The following is a 24,445-nucleotide window of genomic DNA, read 5'->3' as shown; positions in this document are numbered from 1 at the left end:
AAGAAAACAGACCGCCGCACCACGCAGCCTCTGAAGCTCAGGTACATAAGCCAGTGACTACCTCCTTCGGAGGCCTTATTCCACCCTCAGCGTAAACTGCTGGGGCTGGCCGTCGAGGCGGGCCTTCAGATAATAGGTACCCGGCGGTAGCATGGCCGGCAGGCGAAACTCGGTCTGGCCTTCCCGCAGGGGCACCGTGAGCAGGCTGACGAACTGGCCCTGCTGGTTATACACCTGCACCGTGGCCCGCTGGGCCTGCTGCGCCGTCAGGTGCAAGGTGGCCCGCCCATCGAGGCTGGGATTGGGGAAGACGTTGAGGGCGGCCGCGGCCTCACCAGCCCCTGGTGTGCTGGTGGTAGCTGCGCCTGAGCGGGCGGCGATGGGAGCGGCAGGGCCAGTGCTTACCAGCTCCACGGCATCCAGGTATACGAAGGGCCAGTTGCTGCCATTGCGCACGTCGGTCCACAAACCAACTTCCAGCTGGCCATTCGTTACGAGCAGGCCCGGCAGCTCCAGGGTCTGGTAGCCCGCTGCCGTCGGGATGTTCACGCTGGCCCGGCTGCCGCTCGTACTATAGTTCTTGGCCTCCAGCCAGGCCGAGGCAAACCCGCTGCCCGACTTGCGCGCCTTGGCCCGCACGGTGTAGGTGCCGTTGGGCAGGTTGCGGATTACCTGCGAGGTAAACACGCTCCAGGTGCCGGACTGCCCGTTGTAGTGCGTCAGGTGGTAGGTGCCGGCGGCGCTGCCCCCGTGGCTCTCGGTGTAGGCCGCGGCCGGCGTGGCGCCGTAGCTGGTCCAGCCCGGCGGGGTGGCGGTAGGCGAGTTCTGCTCGAAGCTGCCGTTCAGAACCAGGCTGGCCGGGCAGGCCAGGCCGGTGCCGGGGGTGCCACAGTCGCAGGCCATCGGGGCGCGGCGGTTGGCGAAGTCGGTGGTGGGGCCGCCGCCGATGGTGCCGGCGTCGTTGTTGCTCACCACGCTCAGCTTGGTGAAAATCTTGATGATGTCGCGGGCCCAGGGCGTGCCCGTGCCCTGCTGCCAGGGGTAGTAGCCGAAGTTGGCCCGGAACTCCTCGCCCGCACTGCCGGCGGGCCCGCTTTCGAAAGCAATATGGAACACGTCGCTGCCGCCGGTCTCATCCACCACGTAGGCCCCGTACTCTTGCAGGGCCTGGGCCACGATGCGGCCGGGCTCCGACTCCAGGTTCAGTGAGGCAATGGACACCGACGGCGGCAGGGCCAGCAATGCCCCCATCTCCAGAGCCGGCACGGTGCCTTTGTAGTTTGAAGCCGCGTATGAGTCGGCGGCGTAGGCGGGCCAGCGGTAGCCTTTGGTAGCGTCCTGGGCGTTGTAGTACAGGTACATGGCCCCGATGACCAGCTTCAGGGCGTGCGGAATCCGGCGGCCGGGCCGCAGCTCCCCCACCCGGATGACGCCGCCCAGCGCCGACATAGCCGACGCCCCGTGGGAGCCATTGCGGCCGTCGCCGGTCAGAGTGTTGCGCACGCCGTCCCAGTTGTAGGTGCCACTGGCGTAGTTGACCGTGGCGTAGCTGGAGCCGCTGCACCGGTAAAAGGGCAGCCCCTGCCAGATGGTGCTGCCGTCGCTCGTCAGAATGGCCGCGCAGTTGTTGGGCGTGCAGCATTCTGCCCGGTCGACGAAGAAATTTGCCGGAATCGGAACCGTGGCCAGCACGCTGCCTTCCCTGGCGCAGGGCGACTTGCTTCGGTCCCAGCCGGCCCAGTTCTGGTAAACCGGCGTGGCCGGGGCGTTGGGGGTCATAATGATAATGTCTTCCTCGGCCGTCACCACCCAACTGGTAGGGGCTTTCAAGCCCGCCGGCACATACACCGCATTGTTGTGCAGGGGCATGTTCCAGATAGAGGTTTTGTCGAAGGGCCATAGCAGCGGGTCGCGCTGGGCCTGAGCGGGTAAAGCCGCCAAACCAGTAAGAGCAAGAAGTAAAAGTGCTTTTCTCATGGGAGGAAGATTGGTAGTGGAAAAGGGAGTGTGTTGTCTTGGAAGTAGTTGGCGTTCGTTGCTGCCGCGTCAGGCCCCAGTAGCGACGCGCCCCTGGGCTGCCCCAGCCGAACGGGCAGCCGGGGGCCGGGGCCTAGCCCGCACCGGGCAGGCTGTAGCGGATGCTGCTGGTAAAGCGCAACGTAGCCGTGTAAACACTAGGAAAAATCAAGTTTTTTGGTTGCAGGGTCCTACCACGAAATCAGCCGCCAGGAGCCCTGACTTACTTTATTTCGTAGTTATGCACAGCCTGCCTCCAACTAATTGGAGGCCAGCCGCCACCGGATTGTATAATAGTGCGCTGCCACTACTGTAGCGCGTCAGGAGCTTGCTTACTGGCTATAATTACGCCAGCCGCCCGGCGCACCGATACGGCGACTGAGCGGCTGGCGCGAGGTAAAGCCCTACGGAAGCAGCCGAAGCGGCGCACCCGAGCCGGGGCAGAATTCACGGGTCGGCCCCGGCCCCTAGGGCATACGGACAATTATCTTTGCGTGCATGGGCCTGACCGGAGATGAATTGAGTGAAGCGGCGTGGGCGAAGCTGGCGCCGCATCTGGCCGGTAAGGCTGGCGACGTAGGTCGCACGGCGGCCGATAACCGCTTGTTTTTGAATGCGGTGCTATGGGTGATGCGCCACGGCGGCACGTGGCGCGTGCTGCCTGAGCACTTTGGCAAGCACGACACGATCCGCAAGCGGGCGTTGCGCTGGGCGCAAAAAGGCACCTGGCAGCGCTTGTTCACGGCCGTGCGCGTGCCGGAACTCGAGTCGGTGCTACTTGACTCGACCATCCTGCGGGCGCATCAGCGCGCCAGCGGGCAGGTGAAAAAAAACGCGCCGGTGACGAGGCCCTCGGGCGCAGCCGCGGCGGACTGACGACCAAGGTGCATGCGGCCGTCGACGAGCGGGGCCGGCCGCACGCGCTGCTGCTCGGGCCCGGCCAGCAAGCCGACTGCTGCCGGGCTTTGGAGCTGCTCGACGCCGTCGGGCCGGTGCACTTCGTGCTAGCTGACAAGGGCTACGATACCAATGTCATTGTCGAAGCGGTAGTGCAGCGGGGGGCCGAAGTAGTCATTCCCAGCAAGAAAAACCGCACGTATTGCCGGCTTATTGACCGGGCCCGCTACCGCCAACGCAACCGGATCGAACGGTTTTTTAACCGCCTCAAGGATTTTCGCCGCCTAGCCACGCGCTACGACAAGACCGCCTGCAGCTTCTTGGGCTTCCTCCACTTCTTTGCCGCCCTCTGCTGGTGCTAGCAATTGTCCGTATGCCCTAGTTGGCCGAGTTACTCCACTTGCAGCGTGAAGCTCCGGTTTTCCCCATCAATGCGGGCCTTGAGGTAGTAGATGCCCTGGGGCAGAATGCCGGGCAAGCGGCACTCCGTACGGCCGGCGCGCAACCCCACACGGTGCTGGCCCAGGAGCTTGCCCCGCTCGTTGTGCACTTCCACCACGGCCGTCTGGGCCCGGCGGGCCGTCAGCACCACGGTGGGGTGGCCGGCGCTGGGGTTGGGGTAAGCGGCCAGGCTGGTAGCCGCGGCCGGGGCGGCGCTTTGCGTGGCCGTAGTGGTGCCCACCGGCCCGCCCACGTACAGGGGCAGCGTGCCGGCCAAGTCGCGCAGGGGCACGTCGGCCCGCCGGAGCGTGTCCGTGACGCCGTTGCGGGTTTCCACCACCAGGTCCTGGTACACGGCGTTGCCGGCGCCGTAGGCCGAAACGGCCAGCGACACCGTCGACTCCCGGTTGATGAAGGCCGGCGTGGCTTTGGCCCCTCCGTTGTTGTAAATCATGCCGCCCAGCACTTCGGTGCGGCCGCCGCCCGTGGTTTCCACGGCCACGCCGGGGTGCTCGGTTTTCAGCCCCAGAATCCACACCGTGCCGCCGTCGTTGACCAGCTTGGTTTGGGCGCTGAACTGGTCTTCGAGGTTAACCATGCGGGCCCAGAGGCGCTGGTTGCTCACGCGCCAGTGCCCGCCAATCACCTCCTCCACGTAGATGTCGCCGCGGCCGGTGTTGCTGTACAGGCCCATCTGGCTGTTGCGGACCACCAGCGTGCGGCTGGCGGCGTGTTCGAGGCTGGGGAAGTTCAGGTGCTGCACCACCACGGCAGGAGCCGTGCCGTTCTCGAACCGGAAAGTGGGGCTGGCCGCTCCTTGCAGCAGGGCGCGCAGGCCGATGATGCGCCGCACCGAGCCGCGAATGATAATGGGCTGGGTAACGGTATAGGTGCCGTTGGGCAGGTACACGGTCTGGGCCCCGGCCCGGTCGATGGCGGCCTGAATAGCGGCCCCGGTAAAGCCCCGGACCCGCACCCAGTCGGCGGTATCGGTGGGGGTGCCCCAGGCCACGGCGGGCGTTTCGCGCACGGCTAGGCCCAGCGACCGGGTGGCGTTGCCGGGAAACAGCGAGTACACCCCGTGCGACACGTATTCCGTGATGTTGCCGTCGAGGGTATCCACGCCAAAGCGCACCTTGTTGAAGCTGATGGCCGAGTGCTGGTAGCCCGTCACCTGAATGTTGCGCAGAAAGGTTTGCATGGTGGCCCGGATGCCGCCGTACTGGTCGGGGTCGGTGTTGAAGATTTCGATGGCCGTGCGCGTGCTGGCATTGCCCGAGCCCGTAATGACGGCATCCAGCAGGTGCAGGCTCATGGCGTTGCCGCCGCTGCGCACGGCCGGCACGGCGTTGGTGCTGCGCAGGCCGCGGATGGTCACGGCCTGAAAGTAGTTGTAAACCCCGCACACCCGCTGGTTGCGCACGTCAATGCTTTCCAGCACCACGCTGTTAATCTTGTCCGAGCCGGTGATAATGCCGGTGTCGAAGCCATCCACGGCCACGTTCTTAATCAGGTGCTGCCCGTTGCGGGGGTAGCCCAGGTTCAGGCCCGCTACGCCGGCCTTGGCCGGGTCCGAGGACTTGATGCGCACGTTGTACACCCCGCCGCCGTTGTTGGAGTTGAACTTGATGCCGGTGGCGCCGGGGTTGCGCCGGCCCACGTCCACGGTCAGGTCCGAAATCGTGTTTTCAAAGCCGTTGGCGGCGTTGAGCTGGGTATCAACCACGGGCTTGGGGCTGGCCGCGTCGCCGAAGCCAGCGGCGCCGTCTTTGAGCCGGATAATGGTGCCGGCCTTGTTGACGCCCTGCAAGGTGGTGCGCTTGTAGTCGTCGCCGCTTTTCAGGCCCTTGGGCCACAGCAGCGTCCCGCTCACCAGGTAGGTGCCCTTGGGCAGGTACACGATGCGGCGCTGGTTGGCAATGTTTTCGTCGGCCAGGGCGCGCAGAATGGCCTGGGTGTCGTCGGTTACGCCGTCGCCCTTGGCATTGTAGGGCGCCTTGGTTACGTCGATAACGCCGCCATCGGCCGGAAACGTACTATCTTGGGCGCGGGCCGCGCCGCGGCCCAGCAGCAGGGCCGCGGCAAGTGCTAGCCGCGCGGGAGAAAAAAAGGCAGGTGTCAGCATAGAGCGGTTGTAGGTTAGTTGGTAAGTGGTTAGGTTGTAGGTTGTTGATAAGGGCAAGACCATAGAAACGAGGGCGCATCCGGCAGCCGGCTTCTGCGTCAGCCTACTCGACCCGGAGAACCAAGCGCCGGGTCTGGCCGTCGAGGCGGGTTTGCACGAAGTAGGTGCCCCTGGGCAGGGCACCGGGTAGGCGGAACTCGGTCGGGCCCGCCTGAACGGGCACGGTAAACACGCGCACCAGCCGGCCGTGGGCGTTACGCACCTGCACGGTGGCTGTTTGGGCCCTCGCCGCCGTCAGCACGAGCGTGGCGTCGCCTTCGGGGCTGGGGTTGGGGTAGGCCGTGAGCGAGGCCGGCGCGGCCCCGGCATCCCGGCTGGCCAGCCGGCTGGAGGGGGTGCCCGCCGCCGCCGGAAACAGCTGGCTTTGCGGAATAGCCTGGGTGCCCTGGCCCGGATAGGCCCATTGCAAGCGGCACACGGCGCCCTCGGTATTCTCGAAGTACTCGAGCTTGATATCCGCCTTCTGCCCGGCCGTCAGGCTGATGCCGGGGGCGTTGTCGGTGGTGGGCGGGTGGGTTGTCCAGTTGTTGATAACCTGCTGGCCATTCACCCACAGCCGCACCCCGTCATCCGAAACCGTCGAGAAGGTGTACGTGCCGCTGACCGGGGCCAGCACCTGGCCCGTCCAGCGCACGGAGAAGCGGTCCGCGGTTACGCCCGTGCCGGGCGAGCCGCTGCCCCAGTCCGTATTCACCTGCGCGTCCACCCGGCTGAGCACGGCGCTGCCGCTCAGGTCCGGGCTGTTGTAGTAGGTGGCCTGTAAGCCCGTGCCGGTCGTGCTGCCCCCGCTGCCGGGCCCCCACGACAAGGCGCTGGCCGGAATGGTCTGCTTGCTCACGCCGGGGCCCTGGTAGCTTACCGACAGGGTTTGTCCGCCGCCGGCCTGGAAGTAGGTCACCGTCAGGGCGTGGGTGCCGGCTTGCAGGCCGATGCTGCCGCTCAGCTCCTGCGGGCCGTGGGCGCCGTCGTTGCTCACCACCAGCTGCGAGCCGATGTAGAGCTTCGAGCCGTCGTCGGAATCGGTGTAGAAGGTGTAGGTGCCGTCCTGGGGCACGGTCACGTAGCCCGTAAAGCGCAGGGCGTAGTTTGTGTCCTGCTGGCGCACCGACAAGCCGGGGGTGCTCGTGGTGCCGGTGGCCAGCGGCGTAAGGGTGGAGAAGTCGGGCAGGCCGGTCCACTGGCCCTGGTAGTACTGGTAGCCCAGTCCGGCCGCGGTGCCGGTGGGGTTTTCGGGTGTGCGCAAGGCCGTGGGGGCACCCACCGTAATGGGGCTGCCCAGGGGGCCGCTGCCGGTTAGCTCCCGGATGTCGTTGGCGCCTTGCAGGTGCCAGCGGAACGGCCCGCGGCCGGTTTGGTCGTTTACCCAGAGGTAGGTTTCGCCGTTCACCTGCACCAGCTCCGGCAACAGGCCCCCTACCCCATCGGCACCCCCAAACTGGCCCACGAACAGGCCGTCGTCGTAGAAGTGCATGAACTGGTTGGCCATGCCCCCGTTGTAGAACTCGCCGTGGTAGCCGAACACGATGTTGCGCCCACTGGCCACCACCTTATTGCCACCGGTTTCCACGCCGTCGCCGATGTTGTAGGAGCCCAGCCCGTCGAGCGGCACGCTGCTGGTTACGGTGGGGCTGGCCTTCCAGAGCCAGTCGGTGCCGCCGGTTTTCACCCCGCCCAGGTGCCAGCCGTTGTTCAGGGAGTTATCAAACGAAACCAGCACGCCCGAGCTGGTAACCGGCGACTGAATGCCCACCAGGCTGCAGCAGCGCGGGTATGGGTCGCGGCTGCCCTCCGAGGCCGAGGCCAGCGCCGTGGCGGCCTCCCACTGCGGGTTGTTGTTGTTGCCGAAGCCGGTGAGCCGGCGCGTGGTCCAGCGGGCCCGGTCGGCGCTGGCGGTGTGGAGGTTGCCCTCGGGGCTGAACCAGTCGTTGTTGCCGTCCACCGTCAGGCCGGTAAAGCGGAGCTGGCTGCCGGTAAACTCCACCACCTTGTTGCGCAGAAAGCCGTAGGTGCGGCCGTTGCGCAGGGTGCGCACCGCCCGCAGCTCAGGCCCGAACAAGTCGCCGAAGTACTCGGCCGCCAGGTTGCCCGCGCCCCAGTTCCTAACCAGCGTCCACGACTGCCCGATGGGCTTGCTGTAATCGACCTGGTACTCCAGCAGGCGCAGAAACACCCGCGTGGGGTTGTTCAGGTCCACCACCGTGGCGCGGTAGTCTACGCCGCCGTAGGCAATCTGGTCGAGGTAGGTACGGTTGGCCGAAAAGTGCAGGGTGCGCCGGTTGCCGCCGTCGCCCACCCAAAACGAGCCATCGGCCTGCACGGCCAGCGCCGCGCCCGGCTTGGCACCCCAGCTCACGTCAAACCAGAACTTGTCGGTGCGCACCTCGGGGCCGTTGGTCTGGTAGCCGCCGGCCTGGCCGTAGGTCCAGAGCGGGGTGCCCGTGCTGGTAAAGGCCTTTACCTGCTGGCTGCTGCCGCCGTCGGCCACCAGCACCACGTCGTTGTTGGTGGGGTGCACGGCTACGGCCAGCGGGTTGGTAAGCCCGCCGATGGTGGCGGCCACCGTGGGCGAGCCGCCCGCCAGGTTGGTGTAGCGCACCACCGAGGTACCCGTGGCCACCCACAAGTCGCCGTTGGGCGCCGTGGCCAGGCCGCGGGGGTTGGGCACCGTAATCGTGCCGAGCAGGTTGCCGCCCCGCTTATCGAACAGGCGCACCACGTTGAGGGCGCCGCGAGCCACGGCCAGCACGTTGCCGGTGCGCTGCACGGCCAGGCCGGTAGGGTGCGTGGTGGCACCTGTGGTCTGGTCCAGGTCGATGACGCTGCGGTAGTGCTGGCTGGGCTGGTTGCCGTTCAGGCGCAGCTCCTGGCCGTTGGCGAAGGTGGCTTCGGTATAGTCGCTGGCTTTCAGCGCCATAACGAAGGTGTGGTTGGCGCCGTCGCCGTAGCCGCCGTCGTAGTCGGCCAGGTACAGCCAGGTGCCGTCGGTAGCCACCGCCCCGAAGGCCGTAAACTGGTCTACGCGCCCCACGTCGGTTTGGGTGTGGGGGCTGCGCACGTCAAAGCGGTGCAGGTTGTTGCCGCCCTCGGTGTAGCCGTTTACATAATAGGCGGTGTTGCCGTCGAGGGCCAGGCTGAAGGGCGGAAACCAGGCGTTGTGCATGGCCGCCTTGTTCTGCTGGTCAGACGTGGTGCCGATGTGGCCCTCCGGCACATAGCGCAGGTTGTGGGTGAGCACCTTTACCTGGTAAGTGCCCGCGGCCACGGCGGTGCCGGTGTCGTCGCGGCCGTCCCAGCTGGCCTGGTGGGCGCCGGCCGTGTAGGGCACCTTGCGCCAGAGCGTGCGCACCAGCGTGCCATCGGGCCGGTACACGCCCGCGCTGGTGGTGTAAGCCTTATCGAGGGTAAACGAGATGGGCGTTTGGGCCCGGACGGCGGAGGCCAGCGGCAGGGCCAGCAAGGCCGCCAGCAGCGGCCCGCGCCCCGCTACTGCCGGGAGCAAGTTGGCTTTCATAGGAAAGGCAGTGAGAAGTCCGGGGCTAGTTGTGGGTCACGCGCACGTCGTAGATCTGCACTTCGCCGTAGGCGGAGCAGGCCTCCCCGCTCACCTTTTTGCTGCCGCGGCACGAGGACTGCACGTAGGCCCCGGCCTTGAAGTAGGCCTTGCTGTACTTCTTGCTGAGCGTGTACTTCAGCGTGTTGTTGTAGTAGCACTTGGTTTTGCCCCCGCTCACCACAAACTTCACCGTGAAGCGCGTGCCCAGCTGGTAGCTGCTGGTCAGCGTGGGGCCGTCGTCGCCGTTGATGTCCACGAACAGCTTCTGCCCTTCCAGCCGAAACACAAGTACATCGTCGGAGCCGTCGTGAATTTGCCCGACCACGATGTGCGGCTTGGCTACGGGCAGGTGGGTCACGGCCTGGTCGATGACGAGCGTATGCGTGCCGCTCGTCGACGACCAGCTGGCTTTCTGGGTGCCGTTGCTTTTCATCTCGCGCAGCTCGGAGCGGGGGTAGCCCGAGCCGCTGGTGGTGGCTCCGTCGGCATAGGCCCGGAACACCACGGCGTCGCCGGCCGGGCGGCTGAAAAAGTGGTTGGCGTCCTCAAACGTGTTCAGGGCCGGCTGCTGCACTTCGTCGGCGGCGCCGCTGCCGTCCTGGTCCAGGGGCAGGGTCAGCTTCCAGTTGGCCAGGTTGAGTACCTGGGCCGGGTACGCCGCCGTGGCGGCCGGGGCGTTGCGGGCCGGAGCAGCCGGGCCCGGCGCGGTGGGCGCTACGCCCGGCTCGGAGCAGGCGCTGAGCAGGCCGAGCAGGACCAGCGGCGCAAAGGGCAAGGGTTTGGCTGGTGGTTTCATGTAAAAGCAGGGAAATGAGCAGGAGGATGCTGGTCGCAGAAGGCGCCCGGCGTCGGCCGGCGCCCCTAGCCGGTGGGTAGGCCGGGGCGTGGGCTCTACTCCACGTTCAGCGTGAACTGCTGGGGCTGGCCGTCGAGGCGGGTTTTGAGGTAGTAGGTGCCCTGGGGCAGAGTTGCGAGTAGCTTGAACTCGGTCTGGCCGGCCTGCACGGGCACGGTGAGCAGGCTCACCAGTCGCCCGTGCTTGTCGTGCACGTACACCGTGGCCCGCTGGGGCTGCTGGGCCTGTAGGCGCAGCGTAGACCGGCCATCCGGGCTGGGATTGGGATAGGCGCTTAGGCGCCCGGCCTCTTCGGGAGCTACGGTGGCACTGGCGGCGGTGGGCTCAGCAGCAGTTGCCGCGGCCGCAGCGACCGGCTCGGCAACCGCGGCGCTCTGGGCCGTAGCGGCAATGTCGCAGAGGGCAAAGAAGCTGCTTTTGTTGAGAGTACCGGCGAAGGGCCCGGTCTTCAGCTCCCGGCGGAAGTTGGCCGTGATGGTGGCATTATTTTCCACGCGGGAGTCGCGCCAGTCCGAGCCGAACACCTGCTTCATATCGTAGTTGATGTAGCTGATGGCCTTGATGTTGGGGTTGGTCTTGATCAGGTTGAAGTACAGCTCGTACCACTGCTTCCACAGCGCGGCCCCGTCGGCGGCGGCCGTGCCGTTGGCCGGCAGGGCGTCGCCCTTCAGCCCCGACTCGCCGATGATGACCGGCTTGCGGCGGGCCCGGGCATCGGCCAGGAAGGAGGCCGTCATGGGCAGGCTCATGTGGCCCAGGGTAAACACGTCCAGGCCCCACCAGTCCACGTACTCGTCGCCGGGGTAGTAGGGCATGTAGTCGGTGTTGTGCTCATAGGCCGCGGCGCACCACACCGTAGCCACCTTGCTCAGGCCCTGGCGCCGAATCATCTGCACCACATGGATGAAGGCCTTTTTGTACAGCTCCCGGTCGGTGTAGTTGTTCCAGTGGCCGTTGAACTCGTAGCCGATGCGCAGCAGCACGGGCCGGTCCATGCGCCGAATCCAGTCTAGCATTACTTGCAGCTTATGGTCCAGGGCCCCGCTGGCCACGGCCCCGTAGTTCTGCTCCTGGTTTTCGGTGTTCAGGGCCAGGCCAATCTGCACGGCCACGTAGCGGTTGGCGTCGGAGTACTGGCTTGAGCGGCGCACGGCGGCCCCAATCTGGTTGACGCGGATGTCGGTGGTGTCCCTGGACAGGTTCCAGACGTAGTCCATGTAGAAGTTGGGATACACGGCCGCGTCGTTCATGGCCTTCACAAAGGCCGGAAACGCCCCGTCGCTGCTCTGCCCGATGCCCAGCAGAATCTTGTCCTGCGGCTCCAGCCGGGCCCCGTAGTTGGTGCGCGCCGTGTAGCCGCCGGTGCCAGCGGCCGGGGGCGGCGAGGAAGGTGGCGGTGGAGAAGAGGTGCCGGCGGCGGTCAGCTTCCACTTCTGGTCGGCGGTGCCGGTGTAGGTTTTCACCATCAGCTTGTCTTTGGTGGCCGGGTTGGTGCCCCTGGTAACGCTGAGCACGAGGCCGCTCGACTTGTTTTCCAGCTTAAAGTAGCCGCCGCCCACGTCCACAAGCTTCCACTGCTGCCCGGCGCGCGAGGCGCTGGCCGGCTTCTGCACCACGGCGGCGTTGGTGCCCAGGTCGGCGGCCTTGCCGGAGCTTTGGTTGGTCAGGGTTTTGTAGCCGCTGCTGGCGGCATCGGCCAGGCGCCACTGCTGGGCGGGGCTGCGGTTGAGCCAGTACTGCTGGAGCTGCACGTCGGCTGCCGAGGAGCCGGGCACGTCCACGGCCATGTCGCTGGCAGTAGTCAGGAAGTAGGTGCCGTTGGCCGTCGGCTTGGTATTAATAACCTGCTCAAGCCGCCACTTTTGGTCGTTGGTGCCGGCGTAGGCCCGGCTAACCAGCTGGTTCTGCGTGGCCGGGTCGGTGCCGCCGCGCACACTCACCACCAGGCCGTTCGACTTATTCTCCAGCTTGTAATACCCCTCGCCCACGTCCACAAACCGCCACTGCTGCCCATCAAACGTGCTGTTGGCCGCGCGCTGGATGATACCGGCGCCGGTGGCCGTTGCGCTCAGGTCCAGCACCTTGCCGGAGCTAAGGCTGCGCACCACTTTGTAGCCGGTGGCCGTGGCATTGCCCAGGCTCCATTGCTGGGCGGGGCTGCGGTTAAGCCAGTACTGCTGCAACTGCACGTCGGCCGCCGAGGAGCCGGGCACGTCGATGGCCTGGGCATTGGCATTGAGCAGAAAGTAGGTGCCATTGGTTTGAGCGCGGGCAGGCAATAATGTCAGGCTCAGCCACAGCAGCAGGCACAGCCAGCCGGCGTGCAGCACAAAGCCAGGAGCGCGGGTCGGAACTGATGAGGTCATAGAATGCAAGGTTGTGTTGAGGAAAGGAAAAGTCGGGGGTGGAAAAATGGAGCGAGAAGCCAGCACCCGGCCGCTGATTTCGGCCGGGGTGCTGGCAAGCTGGTACTGTTCAGCAGGCTGCTGCCAGGCCCAGACGTCCGAATGCGCCAGCCTGGGCTCAGCTCATTGTTATTCAACTTTAAGCGTGAATTGCCGGGGCTGGCCGTCGAGGCGAGTCTTGAGGTAGTAAGTGCCCGGCGACAAGGTGCTGGGCAAGGGACGCCGCGGCCGCCTCTGCCTGCGCCGGAGCCGCCGCCGTGCTGGCGCTTGGGGCTGCCTCCAGCTGCCACTGTGAACTCCACGTGCCCTTGCTGATGGGCGTGTGCTGGGCGTAGCCCTTGCGCTGCTCCACGTGCACGTACTGCGCTGCTTGCCAGCGGTTCTTCAGCATCGTATAGCCGCTGTACCCTTCCACCGTCCAGTCTTTGCTCCACCAGCCGGCATTGGCCGCACTGACGGGCGTGCACTCCACGTAGTCCTGGCCGTGCTCCACGTGCAGGTAGTCGCCCGTGGCCTTGTTCCTGAGCTGGGTGTAGCGGCCGGGCTGCTCCACGGCCCACAAGTAAGCGTCGCCGCTGGCGGTGGCCGCGTAGCTGGCTTTGTCCCCGTCGTCAAACAGATACGTGCCCAGCCAGCGGTTTTTTAAGCGGTAGTACGTCACGCCCGCTGAGGCGTCAACTACGTCGATGGTTACCGGGTTGGAGGTGACGTGCTTGCCCTCGGGAGTGAATACGCGCGCGAAGATTGTGTAGGTACCGGGCGCCAGGTTAGTCAGGCTGGGGCTGCGGGGAGCTGCCGTGGTGGTGGCGGCCAGGCGCGAGTTGACGTAGAACTCGACCTTGCTCACGGCGGCACAGGCAGCAAGGCTGGTAGTTACGGTCAGGGGCTGGTTTGCCGGCAGCTGCGCATCGTTGGCGGGGCTGACGATGCTGATCTGCGGGGTTGTTTCAAAGGTAGCGGCCACCGTTTCGTCCCAGTACCCGGTGGTTTTCACCATGTCGAAGCCCAGCGCCTGCCCCGCGCTAAGCTTGCGCCGGGCCGAGGTAAGGGCATCGGTCAGGCCCGCGGGCAGGTAGCGGGGCGGGATGGTCCACCAGTTCATCGAGTTGGGCGCCCAGTCGCCGCCGTCGCCCCGCTCGCTGTAGCACCACACGTACTGGTCGGTTACCAGCAGGGCGTTGTATGCGTTATGCTCAAACCAGCTCTTCTTGTAGTCGGCAGGCCGGGCAGAATCAAACACCTGCTCCACATATAGCGCCTCGCCCATACGGAAGTTGGCGCGGTACTTTGCCTGCACGTCGGCAGGCATCACGCCGGCGCTCTGGTTGCGCACGTAGTCGTAGGCGCCGGTGTACTTGCGGGTTTCGTCGGTGTAGTAGCCCCCTTCGTGGCCATCAATGAGCGTTACTCCCGTGCCCGCAGCCTCTAGTATGCCGGCCGTAAACGCCGGCAGCAAGGCGTACTGCGTGCCGGCAAGCCGGGAAACGTCGCCCTCGCACTGCGCCCACGACAGGCTCACCGAGATGGTGAACAGCAGGTCGGCCTGCGGTAGCTCGGCTTGCAAGGCGCCCACAAACTCGCGGCCCCGCTGCCACACTTTGGCCTCCACCTCGGCGAAGGTTTTGCCAGGATACAGCGTGGTGTTGTACACCCACGGGCTGTGCGTTTCCTTGTAGTAATAAAACTCAGGGTCGAGCATGAACCCCTTGCACTTGGCGGCTTTGGCAGCTTGGGAAAACAGCCGCATGTTGGCCACGATTTGTTTCCACAGCGCGTCGTCGTACCAGGCGGGCGCGTTGTTTTTGCTCATCACCAGCAGGGTGATAAAGTTGTGCGTGAACCGGCTCCAGTTGATTTGGGAGAGGGTGCCCAGCTGCATATCGGCCGGCGTCAACGCCCTGTTTTCAAACGCCCGATAGTAGCTCAGGTCCTCGCTCACGTTAAAGCACAGTCCATCAAAAAACGACTGTTTCTCCATCGTGCCGATGTTATTTTTCACGTAGTCGGCCGTAGGAATGTCCCAGCCAAATTCAATCAGCTTTTTCTCGCGGGCTTTGTAGCCCGTAGTCTGGGCCGCGGCGGGCCAGGCCAGCAGCGTCCCAACCGCTACGCAGATAGTACTGAGGGTGTAGGTAGCCCGTGCTGTAGCAAGTTGCTTCAGGGAGTGTCGGAGCCAGAGCATAAGTTCTCTCAGGTTTTTCATGCTGTGCTTTTTATGCGGTGTATGCCTGATGACTAGTACAAAGCAGCCTGCGCTGCTGGGCCAAAACTGGGCGCACACGCTTAAATCACCTCGGTGAGCGAGTACATGAAGGGCCAGCCGGGCACGGGCGTGGCGTAGCCAAACTCGAAGAATGGATTGGCTTGCGGGTTAGCCAGCGGCACCTTGGGCGAGTCGGGCAGGTCGCGCATGTAGCGGTAGTTGACCACCTGCCTGCCCGTGTAGTCTAGCACCGTCAGAATGCCCGTGCCGTACTGGTAGCGCCCGAAGTGCGACACGGCCACGTGCACCGGGTCTTGCAGGCGGCCATCCTGGAGGCTGGCCCGCACGGTGCCGTTGTGCAAGGCCCAGTACACGGCCCGGTCGCCGCGGCAGCTGATGAACAGGTCGCTGCCCACGTCGCCCTGGAAGCCATAGTCAATGTGAGTAGGATTCTTGCCTACCGCGAACGTCTTGAACGGTGCCCCCACGCTGCTGGTGCCGCTAGCGGGCGTGATAAGGTCCCCGACTTTATACATGCGCACGGTGCCATCCAGCGAGGCCACGTAGGCGTTTTCGTGGAAGGTGTAGCCCTGGCCGTAAATGACGCCATCATCGCGGCGCTCGTAGGCGGTGGTGCTGCCCGTGCCGGCCGCTACAGCCGTGGGCTGGGGCACGGTCAGGGTCTGGGCCACGGTGGGCATTTGCCGGGGCACCTGGGCGAAGGTATAGGGCCATTGGTTGTCGGCCGGGCCTTCGTTCTTGGTTTGGTCGTAGTTGGCCGCGGAAGTGAAATACATCTGCCGGTGGTAGCTCAGCAAGGGCTGCAAATCGACAAACACCACCTTGTTTTCACTGCGCGACGCCACGATGGCGTAGCCGGCGCGCGGGGTCTTTTTCCACTCGCCCCCGCAGAAGCCACCGCAGCCGTAGTTCCAGTTGTACCAGTAGTCGCGCTCCTGCTGTGAGCTGAGGTCGAAGCCTACGTTTTCGCGGTTGCCGCGGCCGGAGCTGGCGTTGTTGTAGTCGCCGGCCGCCGACACGGAGGTGGGCGCGGCCATGGGCAGGTCCACGTAGCCGAGCAGCTTCATACCCGTAATCGTGGGCCAGTTCGGAAAGCCCCAGTGGTACTGCGTTTCCTGGGCCACTACGCGCCCCTTAATGGCAATAACGGCCAGCTGGCCTTTGCGCTGGGCGGCGTCCCACACCGTGACCAGCAGCCACTCGTTGCCCTGGGTTACGGCCCCACCGGTGGGCACTTTGCCGGCCCCCAGCCGCACAAAGGGGCGGTGCAGCGGGCCACCGCTCTGGAAGTAGCCGTCGTTGCCGGTGCCGGTGGCGCCCACCAGTCCGTTCTGAAATAGCAGGTAGCCGGTCACGTTGTTGGGGCCGTGGGCCCGCACAGTGGCCACGGGCGGCCCGCTGGCTCCACTCAGCGCCGCCTGCCAGGCCGGCTCCTCAAAGGCATCTTCGGGAATGTTGTTGTAGCCGTTGGCAAAATCGGGCGTCCAGAGGGCGCGCAGGTCAAACAGGTATTCCGGTGTGCCATGGGTCAGGTACACTGAGCCGTTGCGCATGGTGGCGGCTCCCCGCTGGGCCTCGGCCGGAGCAGTGGCTTCGGGCGCGAACAGCAATTGCCCGCTCATGGCAAACCACTCCCAGGTAGCCGGCTTGTTGCCGTAGGCCGCCACGTCGCCGAACATACCGCTAGCGTAGGGCTGGGGCAGGGTCGGGATAGAAGGCGAGGAAGCAGCGTGAAAGTCGCTGTATTTAGGTCCGTAGCGGTAATCGATGCTGCTGGGTCGGTTGTAGTTGGCGGCTATGTTTTCGTATTCCGACCAATTGATGGAGCCATTGGCGTTCAGGATGCGCTCCGTCCAGGCGCTGGGAGTGCCGCCCGCAGGCGGGGTAGAACCGTCCACGGGCTCAATCTTCCAGAGTTGGGAGCAGCCGTTGGGGGCCACCACGTCGGCAGTGGCCGGGGCAGCAGCCGGGGCGCCAGCGTCGGCCCGACCGGAGCCGCCTACCTCTTCTCCCACCAGCACCTGCTGGCGGTGCGCCAGCCGGCCGCGCTGCACGCGCAGGCTGTAGGCTCCAGCCGGCAGCTGGCTTACCGGCACGCGCGTCGAGGTGGCTCCAGCCGGCACTAGCCGCGTTAGCACGGTGCGCCCAGCGCCATCGAGCAGGCTTACGGTGGCTTCACTGCCGGCCGGTATGGCTACAGTGAGGTTGTCGCGGGCCGGCACGGGGTAGGCTACCACGCCTGGCAATGTAACGGCTGGGGGTGCAGCCCGGCGGGCGGCAGCAGCCGAGGCGGGGCAGCTTTGGTCAGGGCCTTGCTGCACGGGGGCGCCGTTGTCGGTGCGGCCACCTTCCACTTCCAGCACCTTACCGCTGCACTGAGCGCGGAGGCGGTAGTAGCCATTGCCGGCATCTTCTAGCTTCCAGCGCTGGGCAGCCGTACCGTTGTCGGCGTACTGCCACACTTTGGCGCCATCAGCCGAGCTGGCGCCGCTCACGTCCAGCGCTTTACTGGAGTGGCGGGCCAGTACCTTATAATAGCCGCCGCCCACGTCCACGAACTGCCACTGCTGGTTTACTGTGCCGTGGTAGGGCGACTGGAGCACATCGGCCCTGTCGGCTTGCGAGCTTTGGGCCACGTCCAGGGCCTTGCCCGTGTGTTGCGCCTTGAGCGAGTAGTAGGCCCCTGACACAATTTGGCCTTGCGCCCAAGGCGCCGGCGCTAGCAGCCCGGCAGCCAGGGCCCCGGCGGTAAAAAAGAAAAGCTTCATAGCAGAATGTTTGGGGTAGAAAACGCGTATGAGTTGTGCGCCCGCCGCAGGGTCCTGCCCCACCTCATTGCGCATGGCCATATGATCTGGTAGCCTCAGGGAGACTACCAGATCAGTAAGTGCTACTCCACCCTCAGTGTGAACTGCCGGGGCTGGCCGTCGAGGCGGGTCTTGAGGTAGTAAGTGCCCGGCGGCAGCATGGCCGGCAGGCGGAACTCGGTCGGCCCTTCCCGCAGCGGCACCGTGAGCAGGCTCACCAACTGCCCCTGCTGGTTATACACCTGCACCGTCGCGCGCTGCGCCTGCTGAGCCGTCAGGCGCAGCGTGGCCCGCCCATCAGGCGAGGGGTTGGGATAGGCGTCCAGCGTGGCGGGTGCCGCCGCATCGGCGCTGACTGCCGCATCGGCGCTGGCCGCGGCGGCCACGGGTAGCAGCTGCCAGCGCTGGGCGGCGGAGTTGTTGTCGGTGTAGAGCTGCACCAGCGTGCCGTCGGTGGTGCCCGAGCGCTGCACGTCCAGGCGCCGGGCGGGGGCGTGGCGCGGCACCAGCTCCACCGTGCCGTCGCCCTGGTCCTGCACGCTCCACTGCTGCTGGGGGTTGCTGTAGTCCTGCCAGAGCTGCACGAGGCTGCCCTCGCCGGTGCCGCCATCCACTACGTCCAGGCGCTGGCCGGGGGCGCAGAGGGGCTCCAGCTCAAACTGCCCGTTGCCGGCGGCCACCGCCCGCCAGCGCTGGGCCGCCGAGCCGTTGGCCGTGTGCAGCCACACGCGCGTGCCGTTGGCCGAGCCCGAGTACTGCACGTCCAGGCGCAGGCCAGGGGCGCACTGCGGGGCCAGCTCATACACCTGCCCGTCCTGCAAGGCCACGGGCGGAGGAGTACTGCTCTGCGGGTAGGCGCCCAGGTCTACGGGCACGCCGGCCGCCACGCCCAGGGCGCGGGCCACGTCGGCGGGCAGGGCCTCGCCGGCCCCTCGCAGGGCGCTGCCGGCCAGCAGGCGGTAGTTGCCGGCACCGGGGTCTACAAACACGCTGCTCAGGGCCGTATTGTCCAGGGCCCGGCCGTGGACCTCGTAGCTGGTGCCGGCCTGGAGCTGGGCCAGGGTCTGGTAGAAGGTGAGCTTGTTGGGTGGCAGCACGATGCGGGCCACGTTGCGGGGCTGGGCGGCCGTGCTGCGCAGGTAGGCAGTGTAGTCCAGGGCCGCGAGCATGGGCTGGCGGCCGTCGGCCTCGCCCCAGCTGTACCACCACGTGTCGAGCAGGGCATTGCCTTCGTTGGTAATGGTGGAGTTGGCCAGGATGTTGTTTTTCACCACCACCCCTTTGGTGACGAAGTTGGCCTGGTCGTTTAGCTCACCCTGGGTAGGCTGGCGGCCCGAGTCGTAGATGTGCAGGGCTGAGTAGTCGCCCACCGACGTGTTGTTGTACACCCGCACATCGGCCGAGTTCAGCACCCGGATGCCATCGTCGGTGTTGTTCACCAGCAGATTACCGGCCAGCAGGTCGCCTTTGGAAATTTCCACCCAGATGCCCACGCCCTGGTTGTTGCGAATGGTGTTGCCGCTCACCACCGAGTTGTTGGCCCCGGTGTCGAACCAGAGGCCGTGGGCAAAGTTGTCCTCGAACACGTTGTTGCGCACGTACATGCTGTCGGCCACGCTGAGCTTGACCCCGGCCGCGCTCCAGCCTTTAGCAAAACGCTCCACGTTGTTGTGGGTGACGCGGTTGTTCTCGAAGCGCAGGCCGTGGGCCTTGCCCCCGAATAACCCGGCCTGACCGTTGTAGCTGAACGTGTTGCCGCGCACCACTGCGTTCAGGGCCACGCCCACGCGGCTGCCCTGCCCGATGCTGCCGCTCTCGGGGAAGAGCTGCACCCCGGCCTGGGCGTTCCACACGAAGCTGCTGTTTTCTACCCGCACGCGGGGCACGGCAATGGCCAGGCCGTGCCGCCAGAAGTGCGCGAAGCCAAGGCCCCGGAACACGCTGCCGCCAGTGGGCGCGTCAGTGGCGCTGCGCATCCACATACCAAAGGCTTTTTCCTGGGTGGCAGCCTCCACCACGTTGCCGCTGGGGTTGTCGCCGATGTAGAGCTTGTCGTCGGCGTAGCTCACGAAGAACTTGCCGGGGCCCAGTTCGGCGCGGCTGCCCACCTGCTGCAAGGCCCGGCCGTTGACGAACACCATATCGGGGCGGCCGGCCAGCGGAAAAGCCGGGTCGATGTCGGGCGAGTCGGTGCCCTGCGCGGGTAGCTCCACGGTCCAGTTGTCGCGGCGCCAGCCGGTGCCATCCTGGGTCCAGCCGGTCACCGGCTCGCTGCCGGTCAGCCACACCTGCTCGTGCGGGTAGGGCTGCACGGTCACGCGCCGGTCCAGGTTGATATTGGGTACCAGGTACACGCCCGCGCGCAACACCACCGTGGCTCCGGCCGGGGCGCTGTCAATGGCTTTGCGCACGGTGCGGTAGGGCTGAGCCTGGGTGCCGGGGTTGGCATCATTGCCCGAGGTCGAGACAAACACGGCCCCGGCCGGAATAGCATAGTCCGTGTCCTTGACTTGGATAACGTTGCCCTGCGGGTCGCGCGGGGCCACCTGGGCCGGGGCAGCCGAGAAGCACGCGCCCAGCAAGCCAACCACGGCCGGTACAATGAGAAAGTTGGGTTTCATAGCCAAAAAGAGAAATGTGAAGGGAACAGCCGCGCCACGCACAGCAGCTTAGCATCCGCGTGGTCACTCGACTTTGAGCGTAAACTGTCGTGGTTGTCCGTCAATGCGGGTTGTGAGGTAGTAGGTGCCTTGGAGCAACATGGCCGGCAAGCGGAACTCGGTCTGCCCTTCCCGCAGGGGCACAGTCAGCAGGCTCACGAACTGCCCCTGCTGATTGTAGACCTGCACCACGGCCCGCTGTGCCTGCCGGGCCGTCAGGCGCAAGGTGGCTCGCCCATCCGGGCTGGGGTTAGGGTAGGCGCTCAGGGTCGCCGAGATGTAGGCTATTCCAGTGGCTGAAGTCGGAGTAGTGGTTACGAAGTCCGTTGAGCGGGTGCTGGTCCTGGCGGCTTCCAGCGTCCATTGGGAGCTCCACGTGCCCTTACTGATGCTAGTGTGCTGGGCGTAGCCGCGGAGTTGTTCGACATGCACGTACTGGTTGGCCTGCCAGCGGTTGCGTAGCATCTTGTGCCCGGCGTAGTCCTCCACAGCCCAGTCCTTGCTCCACCAGCCTGCGTTGGCCGCCGTACACTCCACATAGTCCTGGCCGGTCTGCACGTGCAGGTAGTCGCCGGTCGCCTTGTTTCTGAATTGCGAAAAGCCGTCTGCTTGCTCTACAGCCCACAGGTAGGTGTCGCCCGATGCCGTAGCCGAGTACGAGGCCCGGTCGCCGTTGTCGTAGAGATACGTGTTTTGCCAACGGTTCTTCAGGCGGTAAAATGTCGTGGTGGTCGGGGCGGGCGTGATGCGGTACACTTGCACCTCTAGCGGCTGCATGGTGCCGCTTACCGTGCCAGCGGCCGTTTTGCTGAGCGTGGCCGGATAGTCATTGAACAAGGCGGTCATCGTGCCGGCCAGGCCCGTGGCGAAGCTCACGGTACGCTGACCGTTGTCGAGTACGTTGTTGGTGTTCAGATTTACCACTACCAAATACCGCTCGTTGTTATAAGTCCAGTAGGCAGCGTGCACGTAAGCTGTATTGCTTTGTTCAGCCAAGAGAGTTTGTGTACCGTTGAGCACCACCTCGGCCAGCGTGCTTTTCATTTTGGCGGCAAAATCCGCCGTGGCCCGCCACAAGGCTGGCTGTTTAACGTCGATGGGACCATTGCTGCGCTCGTCGTAGTACGAGTAATAAGTAACGCCTTTGGCCCCCGCTAGCAGGGCCGCGTACGACTGCGCCCGCAACTGTTCGCCAGCCGGCGATTCGTAGCTAGGGTCATCGGCTTGGTCTGACTTCCAGTAGGTTTGCAAAATAATGGTGCCAGCTTTGCCTTGCTGCTGGGCGGCCGTACACCAGCGGCGTATAGCGTCGAAACTGGTGCGGTCCTGGTAAGTATAGCCACGTCGGCCAGGTTTGTAGAAGAGAGGGTACCACTGCAAGGCAGCGTAATCAGCAATGCCGGTGTAAATGCGCGTAGAATCGGCGTTGTTCAGCAGCCCGCTGAGGCCCGTCATAAAGGTGAGGCGATTTGGATCGGCGGCCTTGGCCAGTTGGTGGTAGCGGCGGATGCGGGCCGGAAACGACTTGATGGGAATGTAGCCTGCGTCGTCGGCCACTTCCCAGGAAAATATGGCTGGATAGTCTTTGAACGCAGTGAGGATGGCTGAGTAGTTAGCCTCGTTGTTGTAGCCGGCGCCGGCCAAAGACACCTTCAAACCGAGGGTTTGAGCCTGTTCCAAAAAGGCCTGAGTGCTTGCTAGGTCGTTGCCTGAAGCATAAAACCACGTAAAGCCCGCATCGTGCATGGCCTGCGTGGCGGCAGGCAGGTCCTTAGCCTGCAGTGACGGTCCGGAATAATAGCCCACGGGAAAAAACTTCTGCCCGTTGACGCGCAGGAACCCATCGGAGCCGACGCTGGAGGTAGAACCCTGGGCCCAAGCGACAGTGCTCAGGAGCAGGCTACTCAGGCTGAGAGCCAACATGCGAGAAGTCGTTTTCATAAAAATCCCGGTTTGGGGTTGGTAAGGGAGCGTGGCAGGTGAGCAACCAGCTAAGCGGGCCTTCACCACATTACTGCTACTCGACTTTGAAGGTGAAGCTCTGAGCTTGCCCGTCGAGGCGAGTCTTGAGGTAGTAAGTGCCCGGCGGCAAGCTGGCCGGCAAGCGGAACTCGGTCTGCCCTTCCCGCAGGGGCACGGTGAGCAGGCTCACCAGCCGGCCTTGCTCGGAGTAGACCTGCACCGTGGCTCGCTGGGCTTGCCGGGCCACCAGGCGCAGCGTGGCTTTGCCGTCCAGGCTGGGGTTGGGGTAGGCGTCCAGCGGGGTGGCTTCACGGGACTGAGTAGCCGCGGCAGCAGCCTGCGTCACACTGCCGGGGACGTTGCTCGTGCGGACCGCGGTGATTTTGGCAGCGGCGGGGCTGGGGCTGGCTTCGAGCTTCCACTGCTGGTTGGTGCCGCCCACGTAGGCCCAGGACAGCACCCGTACGCCGTCGCTGGTTGCCCCCGGCCCGCCGGCCACGTCCAGGCACTTGCCACTTGCCTTATTGGTCAGCGTGTAGAAGCCCTCGGCCGTGGTTTCCACTTTCCACAACCGGTTGTCCGCGTTATCAGTACCGAACTGGAACACCTGCACCCCGTTGCTGGTCAGGTCCGAGAAGCCGCCGTTGGTCTGCGAGTTGGTGTCCAGGGCCAGTTTTTTGCCCGAGCACTGGGCCGTGAGCGTGTAGTAGCCCTCCTGGCCCACGGCCGTGAGCTGCCAGCGCTGAGCGTCGCTGGGATTGGGCCAGTATTGCTGCACCTTGGCCCCGTCCGCTGTCGAGGAACCCGACACGTCCAGGCGCCGGCCCGAGTGACGAGCCGTTAATGTGTAGATGCCGTTGGCTAGCCCGGCTGTGCTGGGCGCCGTCACCGTGAGCGTATGGCCCAGCTTGTTGTAGCCGGTGGCGGCTTCCCACGTGTTCTGGTTGGCCAGGCGGATGGAGAATTCGGGGCGCCCGTATAAAAGGGGGTCAAACAGATGGACCAGTACCTCGTAATCTCCGGCCGGCAAAGAGGCCGGCAGCGTCGTACTCATGGCCACCGTGGTGGTCGTGCCCGATTGCCAGAAGCGCGGGTCGTACGCCCGGTTAGCAGGTTTGCTCCGCCCATCGCACAGCGGAATTACTGCCGCATGGGCTAGTGTGGCCTTGTTGCGGATAATGAGTTCCAACCCGCGCGGATTGTAAGGGCTGGCAAAACCGTCGTTGTGCACGTCGAAGCTCAGGGCCAGGGTACCGCCGGCCTGCATGGTGGTTGGCAACACGGCCTGGGTAAGCCGCAACCGGTAGCCCAGCCACTTTTGGATTTCCTCAAGGCAGCCTTGCTTTTCCCAGGTGGTATACGAAATAGCGTTGCCCCCTATCCGCTCGCCGTAGTTCCAGTTCATCGTGCTCCAGTGCAGGCGGTTGAGGAGCGGCACGACGCGGGCACAATCTGCGTACTGACTGCCCGAAAAGCCGTCCCCGTCTAAGTCTTGTGAGGAGGGATTGTCCATCCCGCCCGGCTCGCCGCCCTGCGCCACATACTTGTTGTCTTCCTGCAGAAAGGCCTTGATCTTGTCCGACGCCGCTTTGTTGTTGGAGTATGTGTCCCAGTTGAACTCGCCGCACACCAAACAATCGTCGTAGGCACCCATCCTCGACTTTATGCTGCCATTGAACGCTTCCGCAGCGGTAACCGGCGCCACAGGCTCACTCCAGCTGCCTCCAAAGTATTGTGCTTTATGACCTGGATACCGAACGGCAAACATTCTGGAGGTGGGCAGAACGCTAGCTATCTTTTCGATTATCGCCCGGGTATTGCTGTTGACGCCTCCACTGCCCAGCAAGTTAAATTTGGAGTTGTGCCACTCTCCCCAGCAGCCAATAAAGCCAGCTTCCAGCGAGGCAATGACGTCTGCGTTCTGGCTGAACACTCCCCGCAACGCTTCCAAATGGTCAAGCACCTTGTCTACAGGAGCATCGGGGCCGCCTTTGGGCCAGTTGTAGACGAAGCGAGGAATCACCTTGATGCCCGCCCGGCGGGCGGCGGCGAAATCCTGGGTCAGCCGGTCGAGGAACGCGGGAGAAATAGATGTATAGCGGAACTCGGCAATATGGTAACGCACCATTACCACACTCATGTTCTGCTGGCGGTACCGCTGGAGGTCGGCATCCACCAAGGGACGAGTCCAAGCCGTGTAGGTGTAAGCAGCCGGGTCGGTGATGTCCGAGCAAAATTCCCAAGGGGTATTGGCTGGCCAGGCAACGTCATAGGAGACGGCGAACCCGCGTTCAGGATTAGGGAAGTTGGTGTTGTCGGCCGTGTAGGTTTTGGTGGTGATTTGGGCCTGGGCCGGGGGCGCCCCTAGGCTCGTACCTACCAAGCTACCGAGCAGCAGCAGAGGAAACAGTGTTTTCATAGCTGAGTTGACTGAACTGA

At 64.9% G+C, this 24,445-nt stretch carries 11 protein-coding genes and 1 pseudogene; 2 read left to right on the top strand and 10 right to left on the bottom strand.

All coding sequences use genetic code 11. The annotated features are described in order from the left end of the window. Positions 1–75: 75 nt before the first annotated feature. Positions 76–1,941 carry a T9SS type A sorting domain-containing protein gene (locus tag OIS53_RS02030; RefSeq protein ID WP_264680724.1) on the bottom strand — a complete coding sequence of 622 codons (1,866 nt, stop codon included), beginning with the start codon at positions 1,939–1,941 and terminating at the stop codon, positions 76–78. Positions 1,942–2,514: 573 nt separating this feature from the next. On the opposite strand from OIS53_RS02030, the gene OIS53_RS02025 reads away from it, so the two are divergent. Together OIS53_RS02025 and OIS53_RS02020 are read left to right on the top strand one after the other, a co-directional pair. Continuing rightward, the gene (locus tag OIS53_RS02025; RefSeq protein ID WP_264680723.1) at positions 2,515–2,892 is read left to right on the top strand and encodes a transposase; all 378 of its coding nucleotides are present in this window, start codon (positions 2,515–2,517) and stop codon (positions 2,890–2,892) included. After that, positions 2,886–3,275 (top strand): annotated as a pseudogene (locus OIS53_RS02020) (IS5 family transposase); the annotation flags it as partial. The gene OIS53_RS02025 and the pseudogene OIS53_RS02020, both read left to right, overlap by 7 nt. A gap of 29 nt (positions 3,276–3,304) precedes the next feature. Here OIS53_RS02020 and OIS53_RS02015 read toward each other — a convergent pair. From OIS53_RS02015 to OIS53_RS01975, 9 genes are all read right to left on the bottom strand, one after another. After that, positions 3,305–5,479, bottom strand: a complete 2,175-nt coding sequence (locus tag OIS53_RS02015) for a glycoside hydrolase family 55 protein (RefSeq protein WP_264680722.1) — start codon at positions 5,477–5,479, stop codon at positions 3,305–3,307. A 103-nt stretch (positions 5,480–5,582) separates the two neighbouring features. Beyond that, positions 5,583–9,050 (bottom strand): PA14 domain-containing protein, encoded by a 3,468-nt coding sequence (locus tag OIS53_RS02010; protein WP_264680721.1) that lies wholly within the window; start codon positions 9,048–9,050, stop codon positions 5,583–5,585. Positions 9,051–9,075: 25 nt separating this feature from the next. After that, complete coding sequence (locus OIS53_RS02005) at positions 9,076–9,888, bottom strand: polysaccharide lyase family 7 protein (protein ID WP_264680720.1); 813 nt, start codon at positions 9,886–9,888, stop codon at positions 9,076–9,078. Between the two features lie 95 nt (positions 9,889–9,983). Beyond that, a complete protein-coding gene (locus OIS53_RS02000) occupies positions 9,984–12,314 on the bottom strand; it encodes an RICIN domain-containing protein (protein ID WP_264680719.1) in 2,331 nt (776 codons plus the stop codon). Between the two features lie 178 nt (positions 12,315–12,492). Beyond that, positions 12,493–14,535, bottom strand: a complete 2,043-nt coding sequence (locus OIS53_RS01995; RefSeq protein ID WP_264680718.1) for an Ig-like domain-containing protein — start codon at positions 14,533–14,535, stop codon at positions 12,493–12,495. A gap of 101 nt (positions 14,536–14,636) precedes the next feature. Continuing rightward, entirely contained in the window at positions 14,637–17,345 is a 2,709-nt protein-coding gene (locus tag OIS53_RS01990; RefSeq protein WP_264680717.1) for an RICIN domain-containing protein, read from the bottom strand. Positions 17,346–17,467: 122 nt separating this feature from the next. Further along, on the bottom strand, positions 17,468–20,005 hold the full coding sequence (locus tag OIS53_RS01985) for a right-handed parallel beta-helix repeat-containing protein (protein ID WP_264680716.1): 2,538 nt from the start codon (positions 20,003–20,005) through the stop codon (positions 17,468–17,470). 63 nt (positions 20,006–20,068) lie between these two features. Further along, positions 20,069–21,985 (bottom strand): T9SS type A sorting domain-containing protein, encoded by a 1,917-nt coding sequence (locus OIS53_RS01980; RefSeq protein ID WP_264680715.1) that lies wholly within the window; start codon positions 21,983–21,985, stop codon positions 20,069–20,071. A gap of 76 nt (positions 21,986–22,061) precedes the next feature. Beyond that, the gene (locus OIS53_RS01975; RefSeq protein WP_264680714.1) at positions 22,062–24,425 is read right to left on the bottom strand and encodes a DUF4832 domain-containing protein; all 2,364 of its coding nucleotides are present in this window, start codon (positions 24,423–24,425) and stop codon (positions 22,062–22,064) included. Positions 24,426–24,445 lie beyond the last annotated feature (20 nt).

The sequence above is a fragment of the Hymenobacter sp. YIM 151500-1 genome, from assembly GCF_025979885.1.
Lineage (GTDB): Bacteria > Bacteroidota > Bacteroidia > Cytophagales > Hymenobacteraceae > Hymenobacter.
This window is presented reverse-complemented; position numbering and strand designations above follow the sequence as displayed.

Bases quoted from the DNA above. Each gene is read 5' to 3' on its own strand.
- OIS53_RS01985 (WP_264680716.1), bottom strand. From the start codon at position 20,005: ATGAAACCCAACTTTCTCATTGTACCGGCCGTGGTTGGCTTGCTGGGC.
- OIS53_RS02005 (WP_264680720.1), bottom strand. From the start codon at position 9,888: ATGAAACCACCAGCCAAACCCTTGCCCTTTGCGCCGCTGGTCCTGCTC.
- OIS53_RS01975 (WP_264680714.1), bottom strand. From the start codon at position 24,425: ATGAAAACACTGTTTCCTCTGCTGCTGCTCGGTAGCTTGGTAGGTACG.
- OIS53_RS01980 (WP_264680715.1), bottom strand. From the start codon at position 21,985: ATGAAAACGACTTCTCGCATGTTGGCTCTCAGCCTGAGTAGCCTGCTC.
- OIS53_RS02010 (WP_264680721.1), bottom strand. From the start codon at position 9,050: ATGAAAGCCAACTTGCTCCCGGCAGTAGCGGGGCGCGGGCCGCTGCTG.
- OIS53_RS01995 (WP_264680718.1), bottom strand. From the start codon at position 14,535: ATGCTCTGGCTCCGACACTCCCTGAAGCAACTTGCTACAGCACGGGCT.
- OIS53_RS02025 (WP_264680723.1), top strand. From the start codon at position 2,515: ATGGGCCTGACCGGAGATGAATTGAGTGAAGCGGCGTGGGCGAAGCTG.
- OIS53_RS01990 (WP_264680717.1), bottom strand. From the start codon at position 17,345: ATGAAGCTTTTCTTTTTTACCGCCGGGGCCCTGGCTGCCGGGCTGCTA.
- OIS53_RS02015 (WP_264680722.1), bottom strand. From the start codon at position 5,479: ATGCTGACACCTGCCTTTTTTTCTCCCGCGCGGCTAGCACTTGCCGCG.
- OIS53_RS02000 (WP_264680719.1), bottom strand. From the start codon at position 12,314: ATGACCTCATCAGTTCCGACCCGCGCTCCTGGCTTTGTGCTGCACGCC.